This window comes from Natrinema salaciae, from assembly GCF_900110865.1.
GTDB classification, from domain to species: domain Archaea; phylum Halobacteriota; class Halobacteria; order Halobacteriales; family Natrialbaceae; genus Natrinema; species Natrinema salaciae.
Map to the genome: position 1 here is coordinate 221,596 of NZ_FOFD01000006.1, position 21,185 is coordinate 242,780.

The window sequence follows — 21,185 nt, forward strand, 5'->3', positions numbered from 1 at the left end:
AGGATGCTGAATATACTGACCGGATGCAATCGAGACGTGACGTACTTCGGATGGGGGGCGGCGTTGCGGGTGTGGGAATCGTGGCGGGACTCGCCGGCTGTAGCGAGCTGCCGGTCGTGGGGAGTTACTTCGACGACGGCCTCGACTACGCCGCGTGGACGTACGATCCCGAGGCGGTCGGTTCGAATTCGATATCGACGACGCTCTTGAACGTGGCGGCGATCCTCGACGAGGAGGCGGTGTCCAACAAAAGCGACCTGCGCGACGAGGTTACGGGGACCTACGGCGAGGACCTCTCGGCGGACGACGTCGAGTTCGTCCTCAGTGTCGGGTTCGCCGAGATACTCACGGGTTCGTTCGACGGGAGCGACGTCGTCGACGGCATGGGGGTGTCCGAGGAGGGGAGTTACGGGGACTTCGACCTGTACGCGGACGACGAGGCGGAGAACGCGATGGTCGCGACCGACGGGACGCATCTCATCAGGTCGAGTCCGTACGAGTACGCGGAGGTCGAGGCCACGGAGGAGCTCGAGCTCTTGATCGACACCTACAACGAGGACGCCGACCGGTTCGTCGACGTCAACGACGACTTCGATCTCGTTCGGCAGGAAGTGGACACGACCGTCTACGTCTCCCTCAACGGACAGACCGAGTCGAGCAGCGAAGACGCTGCCGACGATGCGGTCGTCACGACCGGCATTACCGCGGAGATCGACGGCGAGGAGATGCTGGGGACGTACCTCCTGTTGTACAAAACCGCGGACGGAATCGATCTCGACGAGACCGAATCGAACCTCGAGAACTCGCTCTCGGAGTCGGCGACGCTCGACGACGTTTCCCAGGACGACCGCCTCGTTACCGTCGACTTCACGATGCCGACCGACGAGTTCCAGTAGCGTCGAGCGCGCGGACCGACTCGAGGGTCCCGCTCCGATCGACGGGTCGGTGCGCCACTCGAACGGCGTCAGTCTCGACTATCGGTACCGAGCGGCGTGTCGTGAATCTCGCGGATCGCCGCCCGCTCGTCCGCGTCGGTCGCCGTCCACCACGCGAGCCGGTCGAGCTCGAGCGCCGTGTACGACGAGCCGATCGCCAGCCACTCGCCGGACGCGATCGTTCGCAGGGCCGTTCCGGTGTCGAGCGGCGAGGGCTCGAGTTCCGCGTCGACGGCGTCGATCAGCTCCACGACCGCCGGGACCGGTCTGATCGTTTCGATGCCGGCGAGCTGGCGCAGGTACTGGAAACTCGAGGGGCCGACGCCGGCGACCGAGCCGATCGGGTCCGTGTCGTAGCGGTAGTGGTCGGCGGCGCTCGCCCACTCGATCAGGGCGTCCAGATCGTCCGGTTCCGGCCGATCCGCGAGCACGCGGGCGGCCTCGCGGAGGACGTGTCGCTTCCGTCTGGCACCGAAGACGGCCACCAGGTCGTCGTCGTCGCGCTCGAGCGCGGCGAGGTCCGCGAAGGAGTCGACGCGTCCGGTTGCGACGAACGCCTCGCGAAACCGGGAGACCGTCGGTTCGATACCGTCGACGAATCCCTGTCCGGTCGTCGCGGCGGCTGCTTCGGCGAGCAGCAACAGGGGGTCGTCGCCGGTCCAGCGTCGGTGCTCGCGGAAGTCGGCCGCGAGTTCCCCGCAGGGAACGCCGTCGGCGTGCCGGTCGAGGACCGACTGGACCGTCCGAGTCATGGTCTTCGTCCGCACATATCAGACGGGAGGCCTATAGCTGTGTCGCCCCGGGCAAGAGCGGTGAGACCGGTGAGGACAGTGCGCTCCGGTCGCGTCAGCGCGGGCTCACTGCGGCGAGCCGTTCGTAATCGTCGTGTGCGCGCCGATGAGCGCGCCGGCGAGATCCAGGTCCTCGATGTGGGTTCCCTGATCGATGATCGAGCGGCGGATATCGCCGTTCCGGACCGTCGCGCCCGGGAAGATGATCGTGTGCTCGAGCGCAGTCTCCTCGAGCGTCACGCCGTCCATGACGTGGACGTTCTCGCCGATGGTGGCGCCCTCGAGCGTCGCGGAGTCGGCGACGCGCGACTCGCCGTCGAGGTGCCAGGCGACGGCGTCGAGGTAGCTCTCGGGAGTGCCGATATCGAACCAGGCGTCTTCGAAGGTGTAGGCGTAGGTCGTCTCGCGGTTCTGGAGCCACTGGACGAACCAGCCCGGCTCGTCGGGGTTGTTGCCGTCCTCGAGGTAGGTCGGAAGGAGATCGAGCGACTCTCGGGGGAACGCGTAGCAGGCGATCGAGACGAGCGTGCTCTTGGGATCGTCGGGTTTCTCCTGAAAGTCGACGACGCGGTCGTCCTCGAGGTCGACGAGACCGTACGATTTGGCCTTCTCGCGGGAGCCGACGTCGTAGGCTGCGAGGGTAGGCGCGTCGCGTTCCTCGAAGTAATCGAGGAAGTCGGGAACGTCGAAACTGATCAGGTTATCGCCAGCGATGATCAGTAGGTCGTCGTCGACGTTTTCGCGGTCGATGAGTTGCGCGAGCGCGCCGACGACGCCGAACTTGTCGTCTTCCTCGGTCGTCTCCTCGATCGAGAGGCGGGGCTTGTCGAACTCGCTGTCGGCGAGGTGGGCCTCGAAGTCGGGTGCGAACCGCTCGTTCGTGCTGACGTAGACCTCCTCGATCCGGTCGTCAGCCTCGAGCTCCGCGAAGATGCGATCGACGACGGTCGACTCGCCGATCGGGAGGAACATCTTGGGCCGATGTTTGGTAATCGGCCACATTCGCGTCGCATACCCGCCTGCAAGGACGACGGCCTTCATGGACCGGTCTTCTCCTGCGGGGTCTAAGTTACTTGCCCTTTCACGAGATTTCGCGGGCGGCCGTCGATGGAGCGGCCGGAACGGTCGAAGAGCAAGACGGAAAAGCGTGCCGCTCGTGACCGGACGTATGCGAGAGGCCGACGAAACGACGCGACAGCGACTCGCCGACGCCCTCAGGGCCGAACCGGCGACGCCCAGCGAGCTGGCCACGCAGCTCGATCTGCCCCCGCACGCGGTGGTCCGCCACGTCGAACACGTCTCCAAATCGGTCGCTGGAACCGACGAGCAGCTACTCGTCGCGCCGCCGACCTGTCGGGACTGCGGGTTCGACGACTACGACGATCTGCTGAACCTTCCGTCGCGGTGCCCCGACTGCAAGAGCGAGTCGGTCGACGAGCCGACGTTCACGATCGAGTGATCCCCCGACCAGTACCGATCGACGACTGTCAGTTTTGCTCACATATTCTCGGCCCGATTCGATACTAATATTTAGCGTGCAGGAGAGAACCTGATACGAACCCTCGAGCGAACGGCGGTGTCCGACCCCGTCGCGGTGATTGGCGTCCGTTTTCCGCGCGGCCGTTCGGCTCGAGTCCCACGGAGCACACATGACTTCCAGATCCCACGCGGAGCGTGACTGCGTCGAGTTCGTGCAGACGGCGCTCGACTGGCTCGACGAACACGACGATTCCGATGCGTCGGCCGAGTCGCTCGACGACGCGTTCGCTCTCCTCGCCGACCAGCGCCGTCGGCTCCTGTTGGTGGTCATGCGAAGCTACGGCGAGGAACTGACGCTTCCCGACGCCGCGGAGGAGGTCGCCGTTCGCGAAACGGGTCACTCCGTGGCGAACATCTCTGCCGAACGAGTACAGGAGGTCTACCTCTCCCTGTACCACGATCACCTCCCGCGGCTGGTCGACGCCGGCCTCCTCGAGTACGATCAGGAGCGGGACCTGGTGGCACCCGACGCGGTCTAGAACTCGACGTTCGAGGTCGAAGTTCGATCGAGATCGTCGCCCTCGATCGGACCGCGGCCGACGAACTCGTACGCCTCGTCGGTCAGGTAGACATCGCCGTCCGAGACGGTGACCTCGAGATCGGTGAGATAGGCACCCTCGCAGGGGCCGAACGTGCAGCGACCGGAGTCGGCCTCGAAGTACGCGCCGTGGTTCGCACAGACGAGTTCGCCGTCTCGCATCGGCGCGCCCGAGCCCTTGTCCAGTTTGATGTGCGTGAGATGCTGGCAGTAGTTCAGCCAGCAGGAGACGGCGTCCGCATCCCCATCCTCATCCGCCTCGTTCCCCGCCGCCGGTTCGCCGCCGTCCGTCGCCGCTGGGCCGCTGCTGACGAGAATCGCTTCCCGGACCTCGCCGGCGTCGTCGGTCACGCGAAAGCACAGCGTCGAGTCGTCGGGCACGTCCGAACGCGCCGCGATCCGTCCTGCGTCCATTATCGCTCGATTACCGGTCGACCGCCCTGAACGTTACGACGACCGGCGAGCAAATGTCTGACGGAGTTTTAAACCCCTCTCCGACCAACGCCGCCTATGGACTCCCTTCTCATCTACGGCTCCTACGGCTATACGGGCCGGTTGATCGCGCGCGAGGCGGTCGCGCGCGGCGGTTCGCCCGTCGTCGCCGGCCGCGACGGGCGCGCGGTCGCCGACCAGGCCGACGAGCTCGGCGTCGAGGGCCGGACGTTCGGCCTCGCGGCGGCGGCCCTCGAGTCCCGCCTCGAGAGCTTCGACGCCGTGCTGAACTGTGCGGGTCCGTTCGTCGAAACCGCCGACCCGCTGGTCGAGGCCTGCCTCGAGACGAAGACGGACTATCTGGACATCACGGGCGAATTCCCGGTGTTCGAGTGTCTCCGCCAGCGCGACCGCCGGGCACGCGAGACGGGTATCACGGTGCTCCCCGGCGTCGGCTTCGACGTCGTCCCGTCGGACTGTCTGGCGGCGTTTCTCGCCGAGCGACTCCCCGCCGCCGATCGGTTACATCTGGGTATCAAAGGCGGGAGCGGACTCTCGCGGGGGACCGCCAAGACGCTCGTCGAGCACCTCGGGAGCAGCGGCGTCGTTCGGCGGAACGGGCGGCTCCTGCAGGTCCCGACCGCGTTCCGAACGCGCGAGGTCGACTTCGGCGACGGCCCCGAGCACGCGGTTACGATCCCGTGGGGGGACGTCGTCACCGCGGCCCACAGCACCGGTATCGAGTCGATCGAGGTCTACGCCGCCGCGCCGCCGTGGGCGACGAAAGCCCTCTCGGCCGTCGATTCGCTGGGGTGGATGCTCGAGAATCGGGCGACCGAGCGGCTGCTGAAGCGGCTGATCGACGCCCGTCTCGACGGCCCGGACGAAACGCAGCTGGCGACCGGCGGCGCCGTCGTCTGGGGCGAAGTCGTCGACGAATCGACCGGTCGCCGGGCGCGGGCCCGGCTTCGAACGCCGAACCCCTACGCGCTCACGGCCGAGTCGGCGGTGACGGCCGCCGAGCGCGTGCTCGAGGGCGACGCCCCGGCCGGCTTCCAGACGCCGGCGTCGGCCTTCGGGAGCGGGTTCGCGCTCGAGTTGACGGGCACCGAGCGGGAACTGGTAGACGAACCTGCCGAGCCTGACGAGCCGAGTCCGTCGGCCGTCGAGTGCGACGACTGATCCGGGAGCCGGTACCGTCGCGGGCCACGCCCCCTCGAGTCGGCACCGTCCGTCGCCCCGCTCACGGGCGGCTGCCGATCCGGGCCCTGGCAGCCACTGCTCGCCCTAGCGATAACACGACTCCTCGACGCGGTCGTCGTACAGCGCCGACAGCCGATCCGTGACGGGGCCGCCGCCGATCGCGCGACCGTCGAGCGACGCGACCGGACGAAGTTCCCAGGTTCGATTCGTGAGAAACGCCTCGTCGGCCGCGAGGACGTCGACCGGCTCGTACCGACCCTCGCGGACCGATAGCCCGGCATCCTGCGCCAGTTCGCGGACGATATCCCGCGTGATCCCCGGGAGGACGGGACCGTCGGTCGTCGGCGTGTGTAACTCGCCGTCGCGGACGAAAAACAGGTTGCTCGTCGCACCCTCCGCGATCCGCCCCTCGAGGTCGCACACGAGCGCCTCGTCGATCCCGGCCTCGAGTTCGGCGCGCGCGAGAATCCCGTTCAGGTAGTTGTGGGTCTTGGCGGCGGCCGGAATCGCCTCGTCGGGGACCCGCCGCGTCTCGACCGTCTCGACCGTCGCCGGCCCGTCCCAGACGGGGTCGCCCTCGAGCCCGCCTCGCGGGAGCGGCTTCACGTAGATCACGACCGTCGGATCGACCTCGGGCTGGGGCGTCAGTTTTCCCGGCTGGACGCCGCGGGTGATCGACAGCCGGACGTAGGCGTCCGCGAGGTCGTTCGCCGCGAGCGTCTCGTCGATCCGCGCGCGGAGGTCGCTCGCGTCGAGGCCGTGTGCGAGCGAGAGGGCCTCGCAGGTCCGCTCGAGCCGAGCCGCGTGGTCGTCCCACGCGAAGATCGTCCCGCCGTAGGCGCGCATCGTTTCGAAGGCCGCGTCGCCGTACCGGAAGCCCCGGTCGTCGACGCTGACGGTCGCCTCGCTCGCGGGCACGAGATCGCCGTCGACGTGGTAGATGTCGTCGTCGGTCATGGCGGGGCGCTCGAGTCTGGTTATTTCGTCGTGGCACTCGGAGGAGTATGAACCCACTGCTCCTCGAAAGTGGCCGACCTCGTCACGACCGCCCTCGCGTTACATCTATTACAGTCAGTTACATAATGTCGGATGTGCCCATCGACATCGAACGGTTCGAGGATGATCCGGTGACGGAGCTTCGGGCGAACGGACGGACGAACGCGGAAGAAATGCTCTCGTTCCTCGCGTCATCGCCCGAACAGGCGTTCACGCCGCAGGAGATCCACGAGGCGACCGACGTTGCACGCGGGAGCGTCGGCGTCGTCCTCTCCCGGTTAGAAAACCGCGGTCTCGTCCGCCACCGTGGCGAGTACTGGGCGGTTGCCGACGACGAGGATCTCGAGACGACGCTCACCGCGTTGGCGACCGCTCGTGCGGCGACCGATCGACTCGGTCCGGAAGACCCCGCCGAGTGGGGTCCCGGTGTAGAGACGGACGGTGAGGACCAGTAGAACATGCAAGGAGAGGTCTGGTGGGGGCCAGCACCGCACAAATCCGATGCCGCGTATCGTCCGTGGCTCGTCGTAAGCGACACCTCACATCCGTTTGCAGCTGAGGAGTGTATCGTCGTCGGGATGACGACCCAGGATCATCCCGATGGCATCGCTGTTCCTGACGAGGCGTGGACTCGAGGTGGATCGAACACGGATGCATACGTTTCTCCGTGGTACGTGACGACGATCAAACACCGAGACCTCGACAACCAGCAAGGGAAACTAGCGGACGCACTCGTTGCGGACGCTATCGAAGCGCTTCACGACTACACGTCACTGTGACGAGCACCGACGGGCTTCTGCTCCGGAGTATCGTCTCACCGTCACCGTTGTCGACCGGGCAATGAACCCACGGTCCGACTGTCGTGAACACAGGCCGTTTGTTGCGGGTGTGTCTCGAGGACGCGCCGATCGATACTGGATACCGGAGTCGTGCCGAATACAAGGCGTACGTACAGCGCCGGGCACTCCCTCTCGGGGGTTGATCGAGTCGGCGCATACAGGGCGCAGATACTGTGCTCTCGGACACCAGTCCACGGACTCACAGACCATTTGAACTATCGATACGACCAGCCCGGTCAGACAAAGTACTTCGTCCCGATCGTCGTATCTGCTAGTGAGGTGTTGACATATGGCAATGAAAGTAAACCAACGCAAAGAGCGGGTGCGGGAGTACTTCGATGCGATAGAACAGCACGAAGACGGCCACATCGAGGAGTTGCCGGCGTTCGTGATCGACGACGTCGTCAATCACAACCCGGTCTCGAGCGAGGACGTCGAGATCAGGGATACGCAGGGGAGAGAGGCGTACAAACGTCACCTGGAATCGCTCACGACGGCCTTTCCCAACCTGCGGTTGGAGATCGAGGACATGGTCGCGGAGGACGATCGAGTCGCGGTCCGCTTCACACTCAGAGGGACCCAGGAGGGACGGCTCATGGGTATCGAACCGACCGGGAGGGAACTCACGCTGTCCGTGATCGCCATCTATCGCTTCGAAGATGGAAAAATCGCCGAGCGATGGGGTGAGGCATCGCGGTAACAAGACCAGCGTGGTCTTCCTCGAGCGTCTCTCTCGATGTCGAGGAAATGGGAGTCCGCCAGACGAGATCAGACGCGTTGTCGTCACGCCGTTGGAATAGAAACTGGCACCGTCGTGGTGCACTCGTCCGCTGTCTCTCGCATACGTTTCTGACCGAACTCCGGCAGGCGCGAATGTCGCACGAGATTCGGCTCGATGTCTGACGGTGGTGATCGCTCAGTACGGGGCAAGTAGTTAGGAAACAAGATATATGGTGGAATAGTTAAAACGCCCACACGATGAACAATAAACCGGTCATCTTCCGCCTCAATCTGGTTATCGCGCTTTTGCTTAGCAACCTTGTGCTGCTGCTGATCTTCATGCTCCCTCTGGAATTGTTGCTTCTCGTCGGGGGTCTGATTTTATTCCTCGGTCCGATGGTGGCTCTGCTAACAATCCGACTTCTTCGATAAGTTCGTATGTTTACTGAACGGCTGTTCATTGGCCTTGGGATGAAACAACCAACGTCGTCGTGCTGCATCCATTCTCTGTATCGGTCACGCCAATTCTGACAGCTGCGAGGGAAATCAATTGCCGCCGCTGAATACACAGCGCGAATGTGGCACGAAACTAGGCCCGATTTGTGAAAGTGGCGATCGTTCAGTACAGATAGGTGAAGTACACTCTAGTGATAAGGTATTTATGATTACTATGTTAGTATTAGATGTGTATAGGCGCGGATTCCTTGGTGTGTCCATCGTATCCTTTTTCGGCGGCTGTCTGTTGTTCTCCTCTGAGGGAGGTGGACATATACGAATCAAGAATGAGACTGAAACGCCACACACGGTGGAAGTAACCCTTGTCCAGCAATCTTCGGAGGAGACAGTGCTAAATGAATCGTATTCCGTTGACGGGGACTCTCAGCTGGAAATCGAAGACGCATTCAACGGAGGGGTATTTGACGCCACAGTTTCACTAGATGACGGAACAACCGAGACGTTTGAGTTAGGCGTTGGTCGCTGTCCAGGTACTTACTTCACAATCACTGTTGAACCAGGCGGACTCAGCCTCGAGGGGGGTGCCGGTTGTGACTGAAACGGTCTTGCATGTTATACCCGTGCGTGTTGTAAACAAATCGCAACTTCTCAGTTTCGTACCAGATTCTGAATGGAACCGTGTTCCTGCTTTCGGCTTGAAACAAACAGGGTCGTGCTGCACTAATCCTCTATATTCAGCAGGTCGCTTCTGCCGGAAATCTGTTAGTCCAGTCAGACACTGCTGAATACAAGGCGCGAATCGGTCACGGGACGAAGCTGGGTTCGGCGTTCAGTGTAGAGAATTCACGCCTCTGATGGAAGCGGCCCCGCGAACTTGTCGTTACGTGCGTCGTTCACAACCTGGAGCACAGCCTCGCCATTTCAAACGAGGAAGGTAAATGTCGGTGATTCTGAGAGGAACGGACTGCTGAATACAGAGGATCAGTGCAGCACGACGACTTCGTTTGTTTCACGTCAAAAGCAGTGACCAGCCGCTCACTGCAAGTGCGACTCTAACGCTAGTACATCCGTCAGCTATTGGGAATGTTAGCAAGGTGGCGCTGAATAGCTCGTGCGTGTTCAGTAGCGTGATCTCACGAGTTAGATGACGACCGACACGATACCGACAGCTGAAACTGCACCGAGGATACCCGTGACGAGTTTGCCGAGCTGATGCGTTCCGAGAACCCACACAAGTGCAACTTTCACGACCGTGTTCGCGATAGCTCCGATGACGATGCCCGTCGTCGCAACCCCAGGAGAGATTGCCCCCTCCGCTTCGAGTGCGCTCAGTGTGATCGTTATTGCATCGACGTCGGCGAGACCGGAGAGGAATGCAGTTGCGTACACGCCTGATACTCCAAACCACGTGCTGGCCGACTCAGAGATGAGAAGCACCACCGCAAAGATCGCTCCGAAGACCAGTGCTGTCTGGAGACGGAATGGATTCCTGATCTCTGTCTCGACGATGCTCTCACCGGTCGAACGCCAGTAAAGGAGGGCTGCAAGAAGTGCACCGACGATCGTCATTGCACCTAAGGGAACGACCACCCGTGGAAGAAGTGACGGATTGACGAACGCAATCTCGATTAATGCCCGCGGGAACATGATTGTCGAAGCAACGACTACCGAGACGGTTGACACAGGGTAGAGTGACGGTGTGTCCGCTGTCCGCTCGGCCATCGACACCGTGGTTGCTGTCGACGAGACGAACCCTCCCACGATACCGGTTAGCGCGACCCCCCGTTTTGGACCAATAATCTGGCTCAGGATGTAGGCCGCGAAACTCACCCCTGTGACAAAGACGACCATGAGCCAGACGAACTGGGGATTGAGGCCGGCCAGCACGTCGAGTTCACGGTCTGGCAAAAGCGGGAAGATGACAACGGCCACCAGAACAAACTTGCTCGTTGCCCGGCGTTCGTCTTCTCCGATTCGATCGACGAAGTCATGAATCAATCCTTTGGAGGAAAGAAGGATTGTGACCGCCCCGCCGACGATGACGGCCAGTTCTGCCCCCTGTGCTGAATGCGTCGTTAACGCTCCGAGGATAACAGTGAGCATTGCAGCCGTCAGGGTCGTAAGTCCAAGGTCACGTTCGATCCAGAGTCTCCCAGCGTAGGCGACAGTCAGCGGGACTGCGAGAGCACCTACTGCAACGGGCAATAGCGCAGGGAAGAACGCGTAAACGAGTGCACCGAAAATTGCAAACAGGGGAAATGTACGGCTGCCTGCAAACGAGCCACCAGACTCAGCCTGTTCTCGCTCGAGGCCGATGAGTGCGCCGATAGCAAACGCAATGAAGACACGGAACGAGAGTGTTAAGAGCGAGTCGGTAGCTGGCTCAACCATTCCGTTCAAAATTCACTGGTTCATGTTGTCAAGCTTTGGGGGAGAAGATCTTGACAACTAACGATGATAGCGACGGTTACTGCGATAACTACACCTCCTGTATCGAGCGATCACCACCTTCACGAATCGGGCATGATCCCGTGCAAGATTCGCGCCATATATCCAGCACGGTCGCTGAAACCTATCATCGATTGAGGGTTTCAAGACGGCCGTTTTTACATATAGAAGGGACGAAACGTGGCCGTAGCCCCGTTTCTCGGAGCACCACCGAGGGTTCTAACCGGTCAGTATCCTAACGCTTTTTACGGTAGATTGCGTACCGCACGGATGCGCACGAAAGTGCGCAGAGCCGGAGTGCATGGTTGGAGCCCACACTCCGGCTCACACATCGCCCCCGCGTCGCGGGAGCAATCCACCATTGACGTTGGCGAAATAAAGATGTGCCGACGTCCGCCGACCAGTCGCTCCTGTCGCCGACTCGCTCGCTGGGTTGCGTACCGCCGCGTCGGGGCCACACAGAACGACTCATGGTCTCGAGAATCACCATCCACTGCGACTGTGGTACCGACATCCGTATCGCACCGACCGACGATCCGGTCACGTGTCCGGACTGCGAAACGACGTTCGCGACGACGGTCTACGAACTCCCCGACGATCACGATGCACCCAGCACTCGCCACGGCACTCGCACGTATCGCGGCCCGTGAGGGCTGTGCTCCGACGGCCTTGCCACCGCTGTCCGAGGCCGAGGCCGTCGACCCCGAGGCCCTCACCGCGATCCTCGAGTCGAATCCGACCGTCACCGTCCGCTTCGAGTACGCGGGCTACCGCATCGTGCTCGGTCCCGGACCCGACGCGGTAACGGTGATCGATCGGGATCGGTGACGGGCCGCCGATCGGCCCGCCCGAGCGACGAGTCGGGCGGCCCGATCACGCGTCGACTCGAGCGGCGAACCGACAGAAGTTCGCGATCATCCGCTTGCCGACCGACAGCGAGATGCCGTCGCCGTCCGCGGCGTCCTCGTGCTCGCGCGTGAGAATGCTCTCGGGGTGGAACTGGACGCCGACGTGGGGCTTCTCGCGGTGTCGAACCGCCATCAGGACGCCGCGCTCGTCGGCCGTCCGCGCGGTCTCCTCGAGGACGGCGGGCAGATCCGCCCGGTCGACCGTCAGCGAGTGGTAGCGGCCGACCTGAAACGCGTCGGGGAGCCCCTCGAACAGTCCCGTGCCGTCGTGGCCGATCGTCGAGGGCTTCCCGTGGACCACCTCGGGCGCGTGGACGACCGGCGCGCCGTTGGCCGCGCACAGCGCCTGATGACCGAGACAGACCCCCAGAATCGGGAGTTCGGTCTCCGCGAACAGCGGGATCGAGATCCCCGCCGCCTGGGGCGTTCCCGGCCCCGGCGAGACGACGATGCCGGTCGGCTCGAGGTCGCGAACGCCCGCGAGGTCGAGCTCGTCGTTGCGCCGGACGAGCACCTCGTCCGCGAGTTCCCCCACGTACTGGACGAGGTTGTACGCGAACGAGTCGTAGTTGTCCACGACGAGCATTCGGGTGTCCGTCTCAGTCACCGGATTCACCCCCGTCGGCCCGCTCCGACTTCACTTCGGCGTCCGACTCGAGCCCCAGGTCGGCCCGCTCGCCGAGCGCGTCGTCGACCGCCGCGATGAGGGCGCGGGCCTTGTCGAGGGTCTCGTCGTACTCGCGGGCGGGGTCGGAGTCGTGGACGATCCCCGCGCCGACCCGCAGGTGGTACTCGTCGGCGTGACGGACGAGCGTCCGGATGACGATGTTGAGGGTGGCCCGGCCGTCGAACCCGAAGATGCCGACGCTGCCCGTGTAGGGACCGCGGCGGGTCGCCTCGAGTTCGTCGATGATCTCCATCGTCCGCGGCTTCGGCGCGCCGGTGATCGTGCCGCCGGGGAAGACCGCGGCGACGGCGTCGGAGAGCGTCGCATCCGGTCGAAGCCGCCCGGTGACGTTCGACACGAGGTGCATGACCTCGGAGTAGCGGTCGATCCGCCGGTACTCGTCGACGGTGACCGAGCCGTACTCGCAGACTTTCCCGAGATCGTTGCGCTCTAGGTCGACCAGCATCGCGTGCTCGGCGCGTTCCTTCTCGTCGGTGAGCAGGTCGTCCTCGAGCGCGGCGTCCGCCGCGGGCGTCTCGCCGCGCGGGCGAGTGCCCGCGATCGGTTCCGTCCGAACGAACTCGCCGTCGCGCTCCAACAGCAGTTCCGGACTGGCGCTCACCAGGTCCGCCGCACGGAACTCGAGCAGACACGAGTACGGTGCCGGGTTGACCCGCCGGAGGGCGTCGTAGGCGGCGACCGGGTGGACCGCGGCGGGCGCGACCAGTCGCTGGGAGACGTTCGCCTGAAAGGTGTCCCCCTCGCGGACGTACTCCTTGACTCGACGCACCCGGTCGGCGAACGCCGCCCGCCCGCACTCGCTCTCGAACGTCGCCGCCGGAGTCGAGACGGGCGGCTCGCCGCCCTCGGGGTCCCGGTCCCCGTCGAGGACGGCCCCGGCGAGCTCGAGCGCCCGCTCGCGGCCGCGCTCGTAGGCGGCTTCGAGGTCCGCGTCGGTCGGCTCCGTCCCGCCGCCGACCCGCGGACAGGCCGTGACCCGCACCGTCACGTCGCCGTCGGTCGGCTCCGTCCAGGCGACGAGCCGGTCGTAGACCGCGACCTCGAGTCGGGGTAGCCCGCGATCGTCGACGGCCGAGTCGGGCAGCGTCTCGAGTTCGCGCGCGACGTCGTAGGAGAGCCAGCCGACGGCCCCGCAGGGGTAGGGCACGTCACAGTCGCCGCGCGCGAGCCGGTCGCCCGCGAGCAGCCCCTCGAGTGCGGCCAGCGTCGGCGAGCGGTCGTCGCCACGGTCCCGTCGGACCGCGTCGGGACCGACGGTGAGCCGATCGACGGGGTTGACGCCGAAGTAGCCCCAGCCGGGCTGGCCGCCGGTCGTCTCGAGAAAAGCGGTACCGTCGCCGTCGCCGCGCACCCGTCGATAGGCGAGGAAGGGATCGTCGACGGTCGCGCGGGCTTCGACGGGAACCCGGAGCCCGCGCGTCGACGCGGCGGGCTCCGCGTCGGGCCCGCCCCGCTCGCGATCGCGAGCGGCGGCGCGAAACGAGTCCAGCGTCGTCACGACGCGGGGATCGCTCATGGTCGTCGACACGGACCGGGCGAGTAATCCTCTTGCGATTCCCGGTTCGACGGGGTCGCCGGTCGAGAAACAGGAGAGAACGCCGTCGGGCGAGTGACGAAGCGGGTCGACGTCGGGTGTCGGGACTCGAGTGGCGAGTGACAGTGGCGTCAGTCCGAGGGTGCGCTATCGGACTTCGGCGCGGTCGATCCAGCCCTGGATGCGCTTCTCGGAGATATCGGTCTGGTCGGCCAGTTCGGCGGCCTCCGCGGCGGCCAGTTCGCCGACGGTGTCGACGCCCGCAGCGGCGAGCCGGTCGGCGTAGGCCGGGCCGATTCCCTTGATCGAGTCGACCGGTTCCTGGTTGGTCTCGTCGGCCTCGTCCGCGGATTCGGGTTCGGTGGCCGCGGCCTCGGAGTCGTCGACCGCCTCGCGCGCTTCGGACTCGTCCGTCGGCTCCTCGCTATCGGATTCATCGGTGGCCGAATCGGTGTCGACCGACTCCGACTCGGGTTCGGGCTCCGACTCCGACTCGGGCTCGGATTCCGACTCGGGCTCGGGCTCCGACTCGGTCGCCGCGTCGGCGTCCGCTTCGGCCTCGTCGACGGACACGTCCGCTGCCGGCCGATCGGGCGTCTTCTCCGCCGTCGGCGCGGCGTCTTCGGTATCCGGTCCGGCCGCTTCCGCCGGCTCGGCGGCCGCTTCCGGAGTGTCAGTCGGCTCCGTCATCGACTCCGTCGACCCCGCGGCGCTCGTGCCGCTCGCGGCCGACTGCGGCGGCTCGGCAGCGCTGCCGGCTCCGGCGGGGTCGCTCCCGTGGTTCGTCTCGTCTCGGTCGGACTCGACGTCGGCTCCCTCGTCCGTCGAGCCTTCCCGTTCGACCGTTACCCCGACCTCTCGAGCGCCCCCGCGCTCGGAGTCCGACCCGCCGAACCCCAACAGGGACTTCAGCTTCTGGAGGATTGCCATTAGCGCGATGTAGTCGTCTCCAACACTTAAATTCGCCTGATACTGATGGGGGGATCAGTGAACGCGTTCGAGTCGAGCGCTCACAGGCGAGATCGGAGCGCCTCGTTCATGACGCCGACCGGCGCGTCCCGACCGGTCCAGATCTCGAACGCCTCGACGCCCTGATAGAGGAGCATCCACGCGCCGTCGACGGTCGTCGCCCCCGCGTCGGCGGCGTCGCGCAACAGCCGCGTCTCGAGCGGTCGGTAGACCGCGTCCAGGACGGCCAGCTCGCCGTGGAGCGCGTCGGCCGGAACCGGCGTCGCGTCCTCTTCCATGCCCACGCTGGTCGCGTTGACCAGCACGTCGGCGTTGCCCACCAGCTCCTCGAGGTCCGCGAGGCCGTGTCCGGTCGCCCGGGGGACCTCGTCGGCGAGGGCGCGGGCTTTTTGCTCGGTTCGGTTGGCGATCGCGACCGTCGCGCCGGCGTCCGCGAGGCCGAACGCGATCGCGCGGCCGGCACCGCCGGCTCCGACGACGACCGCGTGCGCACCCTCGACGTCGACCTCGTGGTCGCGCAGCGCGCGCAATGCGCCGACGGCGTCGGTGTTGTACCCCGTCGGCGGCCCCGAGCCCGAGAAGTCGATCGTGTTGACCGCGCCGATCCGGGTCGCCAGATCCTCGGGCGCGACGATCTCGAGGGCCGCTTGCTTGAACGGGATCGTCACGTTCAACCCCGCGATCCCGAGCGCGTCGGCGCCGCCGATCGCGTCCGTGAGGTCGTCTTCGTCGGGCTCGAAGGTCACGTAGCGCGCCTCGAGTCCGAGTTCGTCGTAGGCCGCCTCGTGCATCGGCGGCGACAGCGAGTGGCCGACCGGGTTGCCGAGCAGACCGTATACGTCCATAGCCATCGATGGCTCTCACTCGGTGCGGCGGGACTATAATCGATCTGGCTTCGGCGGGTTCGGCGTCGGCCGGCGGACGGGCGGTTCCGACGCGCGTCTCGCGGCGATCGCGACGATGCGATCCCGTCGCACGGCCGACACGCTTTCGCGTCGTTTTTACGCCCCTCCTGAGTAGCCGCCGCCATGCTCTCCGGAACGCCGCTGTTTCTCCTCCTGCTTGCGGGCGGGATCGTCGCCCTCTACGGTGGTGCCGAGCTGCTGGTCGCGGGCGCGGGACGGTTGGCGCTCGGAATCGGACTCCGGGCGGCGACCGTCGGCGTGACGGTGATCGCGTTCGCGACGACCGCTCCGGAACTGTTCGTCTCGACGATCGGCGCGCTGAACGTCTCGAGCGACATCGGACTGGGAACGATCGTCGGCTCGAACATCGCGAACATCGGGCTGGTCCTCGGCGTTTCCGCGCTGATCAAACCGCTGCCGATCAGCGACCGGGTCATGCGCCGGCACGTTCCTGTGATGATCCTCGCCGCGATCCTCCTCGTCGCGCTGGGTGCGAACGGTCGCATCGGCCGCCTCGAGGGGGCGATCTTTCTGGTGGTGCTCGCCGCCTTCACGGCCTTCCTGCTCTACTACGTCAACGCGGATTCCGCGCCGGTCGTCGACGATCCCGACGCCGGCTCGGGTGCGTCGGTGCGGGACGTCGCGCTCGTGGTCGGTGGCCTCATCGCGCTCGTCGTGGGCTCGCGGTGGCTCGTCGCCGGCGGTACGGGACTGCTGTCGGCGCTCGGCGTGTCGGACCTCGTCATCGGGCTGACGGTGCTCGCGCTGGGGACGTCGCTGCCGGAACTGGCGGCCTCGGTCGTCGGTGCCATCCGCGGCGAGACCGCGTTCGCCATCGGTAACGTCGTCGGCTCGAACATCTACAACGTCCTCGCGGTGCTGGGGGTCGTCGCCCTGATCACGCCGATCGAGATCACGACGAGCACGCTCCGGTTCGAACTGCCGGTCATGATCGCCTTTACCGTCCTGCTGGTCGCGATGATGGGGCACGGCCGCCGGCTGACGCGACTCGACGGTGCGGGACTCGTCGTCGGCTACGCCGTCTTCGTTTACCTGTTGGTCTAGTAACTCTGGGGACGATCGACCGTTCGCTCCTTCGAACCGCCGTCGGCACTTCCTCTCACCACCCAGTAACATCCGGCCACAGACGTCGGGGCGGGCGAGCCGTTGGCTGATCTCCCGATCGAGCCCCGGTAGCCGGTTCTCGACGACGGGGTGCTGTACGCACTCGCCGGTGGGGACGACGAGACGGTGCTCGTCTCCGACGACTGGTCGTCGGTGACGGAACGCTGTTCGGTATCTCGTACCCGACCGTGAGACCGATTTCGGCCGGCAGCCACGTCTCGCGGCCGCCGGCTTCGTCTCCGTCCCGTTTCCGTGATCGGGCCGCGTCGAACGCGCACCGCGCTCCGGCGGTTCAGATTTGCAGGGGCGTTTCGTCTCGAGCGTCGTGTTCGGCCGTGAGCCGGTCGAGGCGCGGTCCCATGTGTTCGCGGACGAGCGAGACCAGCGCGTTCTCCCGTCCGTGACCGGTGATCGCACCCACTCGCGGCTCGCCGTTCTCGTCCGAGCGGGAGTCGTCGACCGTCACGAGCATGGCCGTCTCCCGATCGGCGAAGAAGACGCGCCCGTGATTCCCCCGTTCGATCGGCAGGTTGAGCCAGTCGAGTTGCGGTTCACAGACCGTCGCGCTCGGAATCGCCGATCGGACGGTGTCGCGAACCCGCGGCGAGTCCGACCCGACGTACACGTCGACCCCCCGGTCGGCCGCGTCGCGCCAGCGCTCGAGACACGTCCGTTGGAGCAACTCCGCGTCGGGAATCGTCAGGAACAGTTCCTCGTCGGCGCTGTCGGCGATGTCGTGTCCCGCGGCGATGACGGTTTCCCGACCCTCGATCGTCCGACAGGGCCCGGTGGATGTCGCTTCCGCCTCCCGTCTCTCGTTGGCAGCCGGTGCGTCCGCCCCCGTCTCGTTTCGAATCGACTCGTCGGGACGTTCCCGAAACTCGCGAGCGGGAACGAGATCGCCGACGGCCGCGAGCGGTCCATCGAGCACCCAGTCGGCCTGCCACTGCGGCGCATCGGTCGCGAGTTCGACCCGGTTTTCCGCGTCGTCGTGCGCCACGAGACCCGCGCTCGCGAGCGCGGGGAGGTGCTTGTGGACGAGCGTCGTGGCGACGGACGCGCAGTCTGTCTCGGTGACGTCGACCAGTCCCGTCCCGTCGCCGCTCTCCCGCTCGACGACCATCGCCGCGAGATCGCGGACGTCGACCGCGCCGCGCTGCGTCGCGAGCGCGGTACAGACGGTCCGGCGTCGAGCGTCGGAAAGTGCCTCGAGCGTCCGGTTCAGCGTCGCTTCGTCGGCGGCGAACCCCTCGCCGGTCGGGTCCGCGAGGAGCGTCCGGACCCAGTCGGCGGCCAGCATCGGGTGGTCGCGGAGTGTGACCGTCGTCGCGTCTCCGTCGGTGTCACGGCGCAACACGCCGATGTCGACCAGCCGCGGGATGTGGTTGTGGACCAGCGTGATGTGGATCTCCTCACACTGGTCGTCGGTAACGATCGGGCGGTCACACTCCGCGGTGGCGACCTCCGTCGCGAGCGTCGCGACCGACACCGGCCGCGCGGTCGGCGGGGGACCGGACGATGGCGCGCCCTCGCGGTCGAGCAGCGTCGCGAGCAGGTATCGCCGCCGCGGTTCCGCGAGGACGTCCGCCGCAATCGTTGTCGTCTCGGTGTCCGGGGGTGAACTCATTGCCGGATAGAGTCCGCGAGCAGGGGAAAGAAGTGTACCAGCATGCTCTGGTATCCCTGAGTGGTACGCTGATCACTCGCTCGCTTCGAAGTACGCCGACAGGAGCTTCCCCTGTGCGACGCGGAGATGCTGGTGGAAGGTCTGCCGGGCGATTCCGAGTCGATCGGCGATCTCGCTCGCGTCGCTGTTTCGCGTCGGCCACTCGAAGTAGCCGCCGTGGTAGGCTGCCTCGAGCGCCAGCCGCTGTTTCTCGGTCATCATCGACTCGACGGTGCGCCGGAAGTCGCCGCGCGTCTCGACCGACCGATCGACGGTCTGCTTCGAGACGAGGCGGGTATCGGGGTAGGCCGACGTGATCGCGCCGACGAGTTCGCGGAGGTCCACGTCGGGATTCACCTGCACCGTGAGCTCCGCGACGCCTTCGTGGACGTTTTTCGAGTGCAACCGCGCGCCGTACTCCCCGAGCAGTTCGGTGATCGTCGAGCCGCGGACGACGACTTCCCAGTAACTCTCCGCACCGTCGGCGTCGATGAGCCGGAGTTCGGTGACGGCCGGGTCGTCGCCGGCGACGTCGCGAATCGTCTCCGGATCGGCGCCGGAGACGGTGAGGTAGTAGACGAACACCTCGTCGGTCAGCGGCAGCACGTGGTCGACCGACAGATCGCAGCCGGCGTCCGCGGAGAGATCGATACAGACGTCGCCGCGGTCGCTCGACTCGAACTCGAGTTCGACGACGGTGTCCAGATAGAGGAGTCGCCGGACCGCCATCGCGTTGATCGCGTGTCCGATCGTCCCGCCGAACTCCTGTAACACTTCCCGCTCGCGGTCGGTGAACGCCGACGGCTCGGCGGCACCGATCACGAGCGCGCCGAACGACCGGTCGCTCGCGGTGACCGGGACGACCGCGACCGAGCGGTACCCGCGCTCTCGGGCGTCGGCCGCCCACTCGTCGACGGCGCTCTCGCGGAGTGACTGGTACCGCTGGACGGTTCGCGTCTCGAGCGGCGACGCTACGGACGCGTCGGCAGGCGGATCGACGAACGACGAGAGCACCGCCTCGGACGCCGCTGCGTCGATTCCGGCCCACGTCACGGGAGTCCACGAGTATCCCTCGCCCGTGGTGGCGGGTTCGGCGCGCCCGATGACCGCGAATCGATAGGCATCGGCGTCCGCGAACGCCTCGACGATCGCGGTCTCGATCTCGTCGCGGGTCTCGGCAGCGACGACCGTCTCGTCGATCGTCCGAACGATCCCGTTGAGCCGCTCGAGGCGCTCGAGTTCACGCTCGCGGGCCTTTCGCTCGCTGATGTCGCGGCCGACGCCGGTGAACCCCAGCACGGTTCCGTCGTCGTCGGTGATCCGGGCGCTGTTGAACTCGTACGGGATGCGCTCCCCCTCTCTGGTGAGCACCCGTCCCTCGACCGTCACGCGCTCGCCCTCCTCGAAGATGCGATTGATCGCCTCGTCGATGTGAGCGCGGTCCGCCGGCACGATGAACTGCAGCGGGTCCATCCCGGTGAGTTCCGCCGAGTCGTAGCCGGCCACGCGCTCGAACTGGTCGTTCCACTGGATCAGGCGCTCCTCGGTATCGTACGCGTAGATGATGTCCGGTTGCGCCTCGAGGATACTCTCCGTGAACGCCTTCTCCTCTCGGAGCTCACGCTCGCGGGCCTTTCGCTCGCTGATGTCGCGGCCGACGCCGGTGAACCCCAGCACGGTCCCGTCGTCGTCGGTGATCCGAGCGCTGTTGAACTCGTAGGGAATTCGACGCCCGTCTTTCGTGCGGAGGTCCGCCTCGAGAGTGACGTACTCGTCCTCGCCGAGGACCCGTCGGATCGCCTCGGCGGTTCGATCCCGGTGGTCCGGGGCGACGAACTCGAGGGGGGCCATCTCGGCCAGTTCCGCGTCGGTATATCCCGTGACTTCCGGCACGCGATCGTTCCACTCGAGATAGTTCTCGTCGGCGTCGAAGGCGTAGACGACGTCGGGTTGTGCATCGAAGACGCTCTCGGCGAAGGCCTTCTCCTCCCGGAGTTTCCGCTCGCGTTCGCGATCCTCGGTTCGGTCGTAGACGAACCAGACGTAGCCCGCCAACTCGTCGGCTCGATCGGCGGGCGTCCCGATCGCGCCGCCCTCCCGGATCGGCGCGATCAGTTCGTGGACCCAGAACCGACTGCCGTCGCTCCTGACGCGCCGACCGTCGGTTTCGACTGCCCCCTCCGATCGCGCTCGCTCGAGCAGCCGGCTCGGCCGATCGGTGTCGCGAGCGGCCGCCGGAAAGAACGTTCGGTAGTGCGATCCCACGATCTCGTCCGCGTCGTATCCCGTGAGGTCGCGCGCCCCGTCGTTCCATGCGGTGATCCGTCCGTCCCGGTCGAACACCGTTCCGGCGTAGGTATCCACGAGTTCGCTCAGCTCACCGATATCGAGACAGTCGATCGCTTCTTCACAGTTCTCTGCGTGACGATTCACGTCGTTTGGCGAATCTATTCGATCCGACGAGTTGTCGCTCATTTCAGCCTCCTAACTACA

22 protein-coding genes are annotated in these 21,185 nt (G+C 65.7%); 11 read left to right on the forward strand and 11 right to left on the reverse strand.

The window, feature by feature from the left end:
- Positions 1–23 precede the first annotated feature (23 nt).
- Positions 24–896 carry a hypothetical protein gene (locus BMX07_RS19495; RefSeq protein ID WP_090621219.1) on the forward strand — a complete coding sequence of 291 codons (873 nt, stop codon included), beginning with the start codon at positions 24–26 and terminating at the stop codon, positions 894–896.
- Positions 897–964: 68 nt separating this feature from the next.
- Here the strand turns inward: BMX07_RS19495 and BMX07_RS19500 are convergent, their stop codons facing one another.
- Both BMX07_RS19500 and BMX07_RS19505 read right to left on the reverse strand, forming a co-directional pair.
- Positions 965–1,687, reverse strand: a complete 723-nt coding sequence (locus BMX07_RS19500) for a hypothetical protein (RefSeq protein ID WP_090621221.1) — start codon at positions 1,685–1,687, stop codon at positions 965–967.
- Between the two features lie 105 nt (positions 1,688–1,792).
- Entirely contained in the window at positions 1,793–2,767 is a 975-nt protein-coding gene (locus BMX07_RS19505; RefSeq protein ID WP_090621223.1) for a nucleotidyltransferase family protein, read from the reverse strand.
- A 127-nt stretch (positions 2,768–2,894) separates the two neighbouring features.
- Here BMX07_RS19505 and BMX07_RS19510 point away from each other — a divergent pair, with 127 nt between their 5' ends.
- Complete coding sequence (locus BMX07_RS19510) at positions 2,895–3,185, forward strand: transcriptional regulator (protein ID WP_090621225.1); 291 nt, start codon at positions 2,895–2,897, stop codon at positions 3,183–3,185.
- 190 nt (positions 3,186–3,375) lie between these two features.
- Entirely contained in the window at positions 3,376–3,744 is a 369-nt protein-coding gene (locus BMX07_RS19515) for a DUF7344 domain-containing protein (RefSeq protein ID WP_090621227.1), read from the forward strand.
- On the opposite strand, the gene BMX07_RS19520 is transcribed toward BMX07_RS19515, so the two are convergent.
- Positions 3,741–4,217 (reverse strand): Rieske (2Fe-2S) protein, encoded by a 477-nt coding sequence (locus BMX07_RS19520; protein ID WP_090621229.1) that lies wholly within the window; start codon positions 4,215–4,217, stop codon positions 3,741–3,743. The two genes, BMX07_RS19515 and BMX07_RS19520, sit on opposite strands and share 4 nt — an antisense overlap.
- 96 nt (positions 4,218–4,313) lie before the next feature.
- On the opposite strand from BMX07_RS19520, the gene BMX07_RS19525 reads away from it, so the two are divergent.
- Positions 4,314–5,417: a saccharopine dehydrogenase family protein gene (locus tag BMX07_RS19525; RefSeq protein WP_090621231.1), complete on the forward strand. Its 1,104-nt coding sequence runs from the start codon at positions 4,314–4,316 to the stop codon at positions 5,415–5,417.
- A 105-nt stretch (positions 5,418–5,522) separates the two neighbouring features.
- Here BMX07_RS19525 and BMX07_RS19530 read toward each other — a convergent pair whose 3' ends face one another.
- Positions 5,523–6,395: an aminotransferase class IV gene (locus BMX07_RS19530; protein ID WP_090621233.1), complete on the reverse strand. Its 873-nt coding sequence runs from the start codon at positions 6,393–6,395 to the stop codon at positions 5,523–5,525.
- A 134-nt stretch (positions 6,396–6,529) separates the two neighbouring features.
- On the opposite strand from BMX07_RS19530, the gene BMX07_RS19535 reads away from it, so the two are divergent.
- From BMX07_RS19535 to BMX07_RS23955, 4 genes are all read left to right on the forward strand, one after another.
- Complete coding sequence (locus BMX07_RS19535; RefSeq protein ID WP_090621235.1) at positions 6,530–6,889, forward strand: MarR family transcriptional regulator; 360 nt, start codon at positions 6,530–6,532, stop codon at positions 6,887–6,889.
- 3 nt (positions 6,890–6,892) lie between these two features.
- Positions 6,893–7,213, forward strand: a complete 321-nt coding sequence (locus BMX07_RS19540) for a type II toxin-antitoxin system PemK/MazF family toxin (protein ID WP_090621237.1) — start codon at positions 6,893–6,895, stop codon at positions 7,211–7,213.
- A 349-nt stretch (positions 7,214–7,562) separates the two neighbouring features.
- Complete coding sequence (locus BMX07_RS19545) at positions 7,563–7,973, forward strand: ester cyclase (RefSeq protein WP_139210968.1); 411 nt, start codon at positions 7,563–7,565, stop codon at positions 7,971–7,973.
- A 705-nt stretch (positions 7,974–8,678) separates the two neighbouring features.
- The gene (locus BMX07_RS23955) at positions 8,679–9,047 is read left to right on the forward strand and encodes an Ig-like domain-containing protein (RefSeq protein ID WP_139210969.1); all 369 of its coding nucleotides are present in this window, start codon (positions 8,679–8,681) and stop codon (positions 9,045–9,047) included.
- Positions 9,048–9,589: 542 nt separating this feature from the next.
- Here the strand turns inward: BMX07_RS23955 and BMX07_RS19550 are convergent.
- The gene (locus BMX07_RS19550; RefSeq protein WP_090621242.1) at positions 9,590–10,840 is read right to left on the reverse strand and encodes an MgtC/SapB family protein; all 1,251 of its coding nucleotides are present in this window, start codon (positions 10,838–10,840) and stop codon (positions 9,590–9,592) included.
- A gap of 527 nt (positions 10,841–11,367) precedes the next feature.
- On the opposite strand from BMX07_RS19550, the gene BMX07_RS25300 reads away from it, so the two are divergent.
- Entirely contained in the window at positions 11,368–11,547 is a 180-nt protein-coding gene (locus BMX07_RS25300) for a hypothetical protein (protein WP_090621244.1), read from the forward strand.
- The gene (locus BMX07_RS19560) at positions 11,501–11,725 is read left to right on the forward strand and encodes a HalOD1 output domain-containing protein (protein ID WP_090621246.1); all 225 of its coding nucleotides are present in this window, start codon (positions 11,501–11,503) and stop codon (positions 11,723–11,725) included. Before BMX07_RS25300 ends, BMX07_RS19560 begins: the two co-directional genes overlap by 47 nt.
- A 45-nt stretch (positions 11,726–11,770) precedes the next feature.
- On the opposite strand, the gene BMX07_RS19565 is transcribed toward BMX07_RS19560, so the two are convergent.
- The 4 genes from BMX07_RS19565 to BMX07_RS19580 form a co-directional block, all read right to left on the reverse strand.
- Positions 11,771–12,391: an anthranilate synthase component II gene (locus BMX07_RS19565; protein ID WP_090621248.1), complete on the reverse strand. Its 621-nt coding sequence runs from the start codon at positions 12,389–12,391 to the stop codon at positions 11,771–11,773.
- A gap of 13 nt (positions 12,392–12,404) precedes the next feature.
- Positions 12,405–14,009: an aminodeoxychorismate synthase, component I gene (gene pabB, locus BMX07_RS19570; protein WP_090621250.1), complete on the reverse strand. Its 1,605-nt coding sequence runs from the start codon at positions 14,007–14,009 to the stop codon at positions 12,405–12,407.
- A 165-nt stretch (positions 14,010–14,174) separates the two neighbouring features.
- On the reverse strand, positions 14,175–14,957 hold the full coding sequence (locus BMX07_RS19575; RefSeq protein WP_090621251.1) for a helix-hairpin-helix domain-containing protein: 783 nt from the start codon (positions 14,955–14,957) through the stop codon (positions 14,175–14,177).
- An 80-nt stretch (positions 14,958–15,037) separates the two neighbouring features.
- On the reverse strand, positions 15,038–15,841 hold the full coding sequence (locus tag BMX07_RS19580; protein ID WP_090621253.1) for a shikimate dehydrogenase: 804 nt from the start codon (positions 15,839–15,841) through the stop codon (positions 15,038–15,040).
- A gap of 183 nt (positions 15,842–16,024) precedes the next feature.
- On the opposite strand from BMX07_RS19580, the gene BMX07_RS19585 reads away from it, so the two are divergent.
- Complete coding sequence (locus tag BMX07_RS19585) at positions 16,025–16,966, forward strand: calcium/sodium antiporter (RefSeq protein ID WP_090621256.1); 942 nt, start codon at positions 16,025–16,027, stop codon at positions 16,964–16,966.
- Positions 16,967–17,318: 352 nt separating this feature from the next.
- Here BMX07_RS19585 and BMX07_RS19590 read toward each other — a convergent pair whose 3' ends face one another.
- A complete protein-coding gene (locus BMX07_RS19590) occupies positions 17,319–18,653 on the reverse strand; it encodes a DUF7344 domain-containing protein (RefSeq protein WP_090621259.1) in 1,335 nt (444 codons plus the stop codon).
- A 72-nt stretch (positions 18,654–18,725) separates the two neighbouring features.
- Positions 18,726–21,167, reverse strand: coding sequence for a PAS domain S-box protein (locus BMX07_RS19595; RefSeq protein WP_090621261.1), 2,442 nt, complete (start codon positions 21,165–21,167; stop codon positions 18,726–18,728).
- Positions 21,168–21,185: the final 18 nt, after the last annotated feature.

Excerpts from the sequence above, each read along its gene's own strand:
- BMX07_RS19585 (WP_090621256.1), top strand. The coding sequence starts at position 16,025 with ATGCTCTCCGGAACGCCGCTGTTTCTCCTCCTGCTTGCGGGCGGGATC.
- BMX07_RS19530 (WP_090621233.1), bottom strand. The coding sequence starts at position 6,395 with ATGACCGACGACGACATCTACCACGTCGACGGCGATCTCGTGCCCGCG.
- BMX07_RS19500 (WP_090621221.1), bottom strand. The coding sequence starts at position 1,687 with ATGACTCGGACGGTCCAGTCGGTCCTCGACCGGCACGCCGACGGCGTT.
- BMX07_RS19550 (WP_090621242.1), bottom strand. The coding sequence starts at position 10,840 with ATGGTTGAGCCAGCTACCGACTCGCTCTTAACACTCTCGTTCCGTGTC.
- BMX07_RS19565 (WP_090621248.1), bottom strand. The coding sequence starts at position 12,391 with ATGCTCGTCGTGGACAACTACGACTCGTTCGCGTACAACCTCGTCCAG.
- BMX07_RS19575 (WP_090621251.1), bottom strand. The coding sequence starts at position 14,957 with ATGGCAATCCTCCAGAAGCTGAAGTCCCTGTTGGGGTTCGGCGGGTCG.
- BMX07_RS19520 (WP_090621229.1), bottom strand. The coding sequence starts at position 4,217 with ATGGACGCAGGACGGATCGCGGCGCGTTCGGACGTGCCCGACGACTCG.
- BMX07_RS19545 (WP_139210968.1), top strand. The coding sequence starts at position 7,563 with ATGGCAATGAAAGTAAACCAACGCAAAGAGCGGGTGCGGGAGTACTTC.
- BMX07_RS19495 (WP_090621219.1), top strand. The coding sequence starts at position 24 with ATGCAATCGAGACGTGACGTACTTCGGATGGGGGGCGGCGTTGCGGGT.
- BMX07_RS19560 (WP_090621246.1), top strand. The coding sequence starts at position 11,501 with ATGCACCCAGCACTCGCCACGGCACTCGCACGTATCGCGGCCCGTGAG.
- pabB (WP_090621250.1), bottom strand. The coding sequence starts at position 14,009 with ATGAGCGATCCCCGCGTCGTGACGACGCTGGACTCGTTTCGCGCCGCC.
- BMX07_RS19505 (WP_090621223.1), bottom strand. The coding sequence starts at position 2,767 with ATGAAGGCCGTCGTCCTTGCAGGCGGGTATGCGACGCGAATGTGGCCG.
- BMX07_RS19590 (WP_090621259.1), bottom strand. The coding sequence starts at position 18,653 with ATGAGTTCACCCCCGGACACCGAGACGACAACGATTGCGGCGGACGTC.
- BMX07_RS19580 (WP_090621253.1), bottom strand. The coding sequence starts at position 15,841 with ATGGACGTATACGGTCTGCTCGGCAACCCGGTCGGCCACTCGCTGTCG.
- BMX07_RS19595 (WP_090621261.1), bottom strand. The coding sequence starts at position 21,167 with ATGAGCGACAACTCGTCGGATCGAATAGATTCGCCAAACGACGTGAAT.
- BMX07_RS25300 (WP_090621244.1), top strand. The coding sequence starts at position 11,368 with ATGGTCTCGAGAATCACCATCCACTGCGACTGTGGTACCGACATCCGT.
- BMX07_RS19540 (WP_090621237.1), top strand. The coding sequence starts at position 6,893 with ATGCAAGGAGAGGTCTGGTGGGGGCCAGCACCGCACAAATCCGATGCC.
- BMX07_RS19525 (WP_090621231.1), top strand. The coding sequence starts at position 4,314 with ATGGACTCCCTTCTCATCTACGGCTCCTACGGCTATACGGGCCGGTTG.
- BMX07_RS19510 (WP_090621225.1), top strand. The coding sequence starts at position 2,895 with ATGCGAGAGGCCGACGAAACGACGCGACAGCGACTCGCCGACGCCCTC.
- BMX07_RS19515 (WP_090621227.1), top strand. The coding sequence starts at position 3,376 with ATGACTTCCAGATCCCACGCGGAGCGTGACTGCGTCGAGTTCGTGCAG.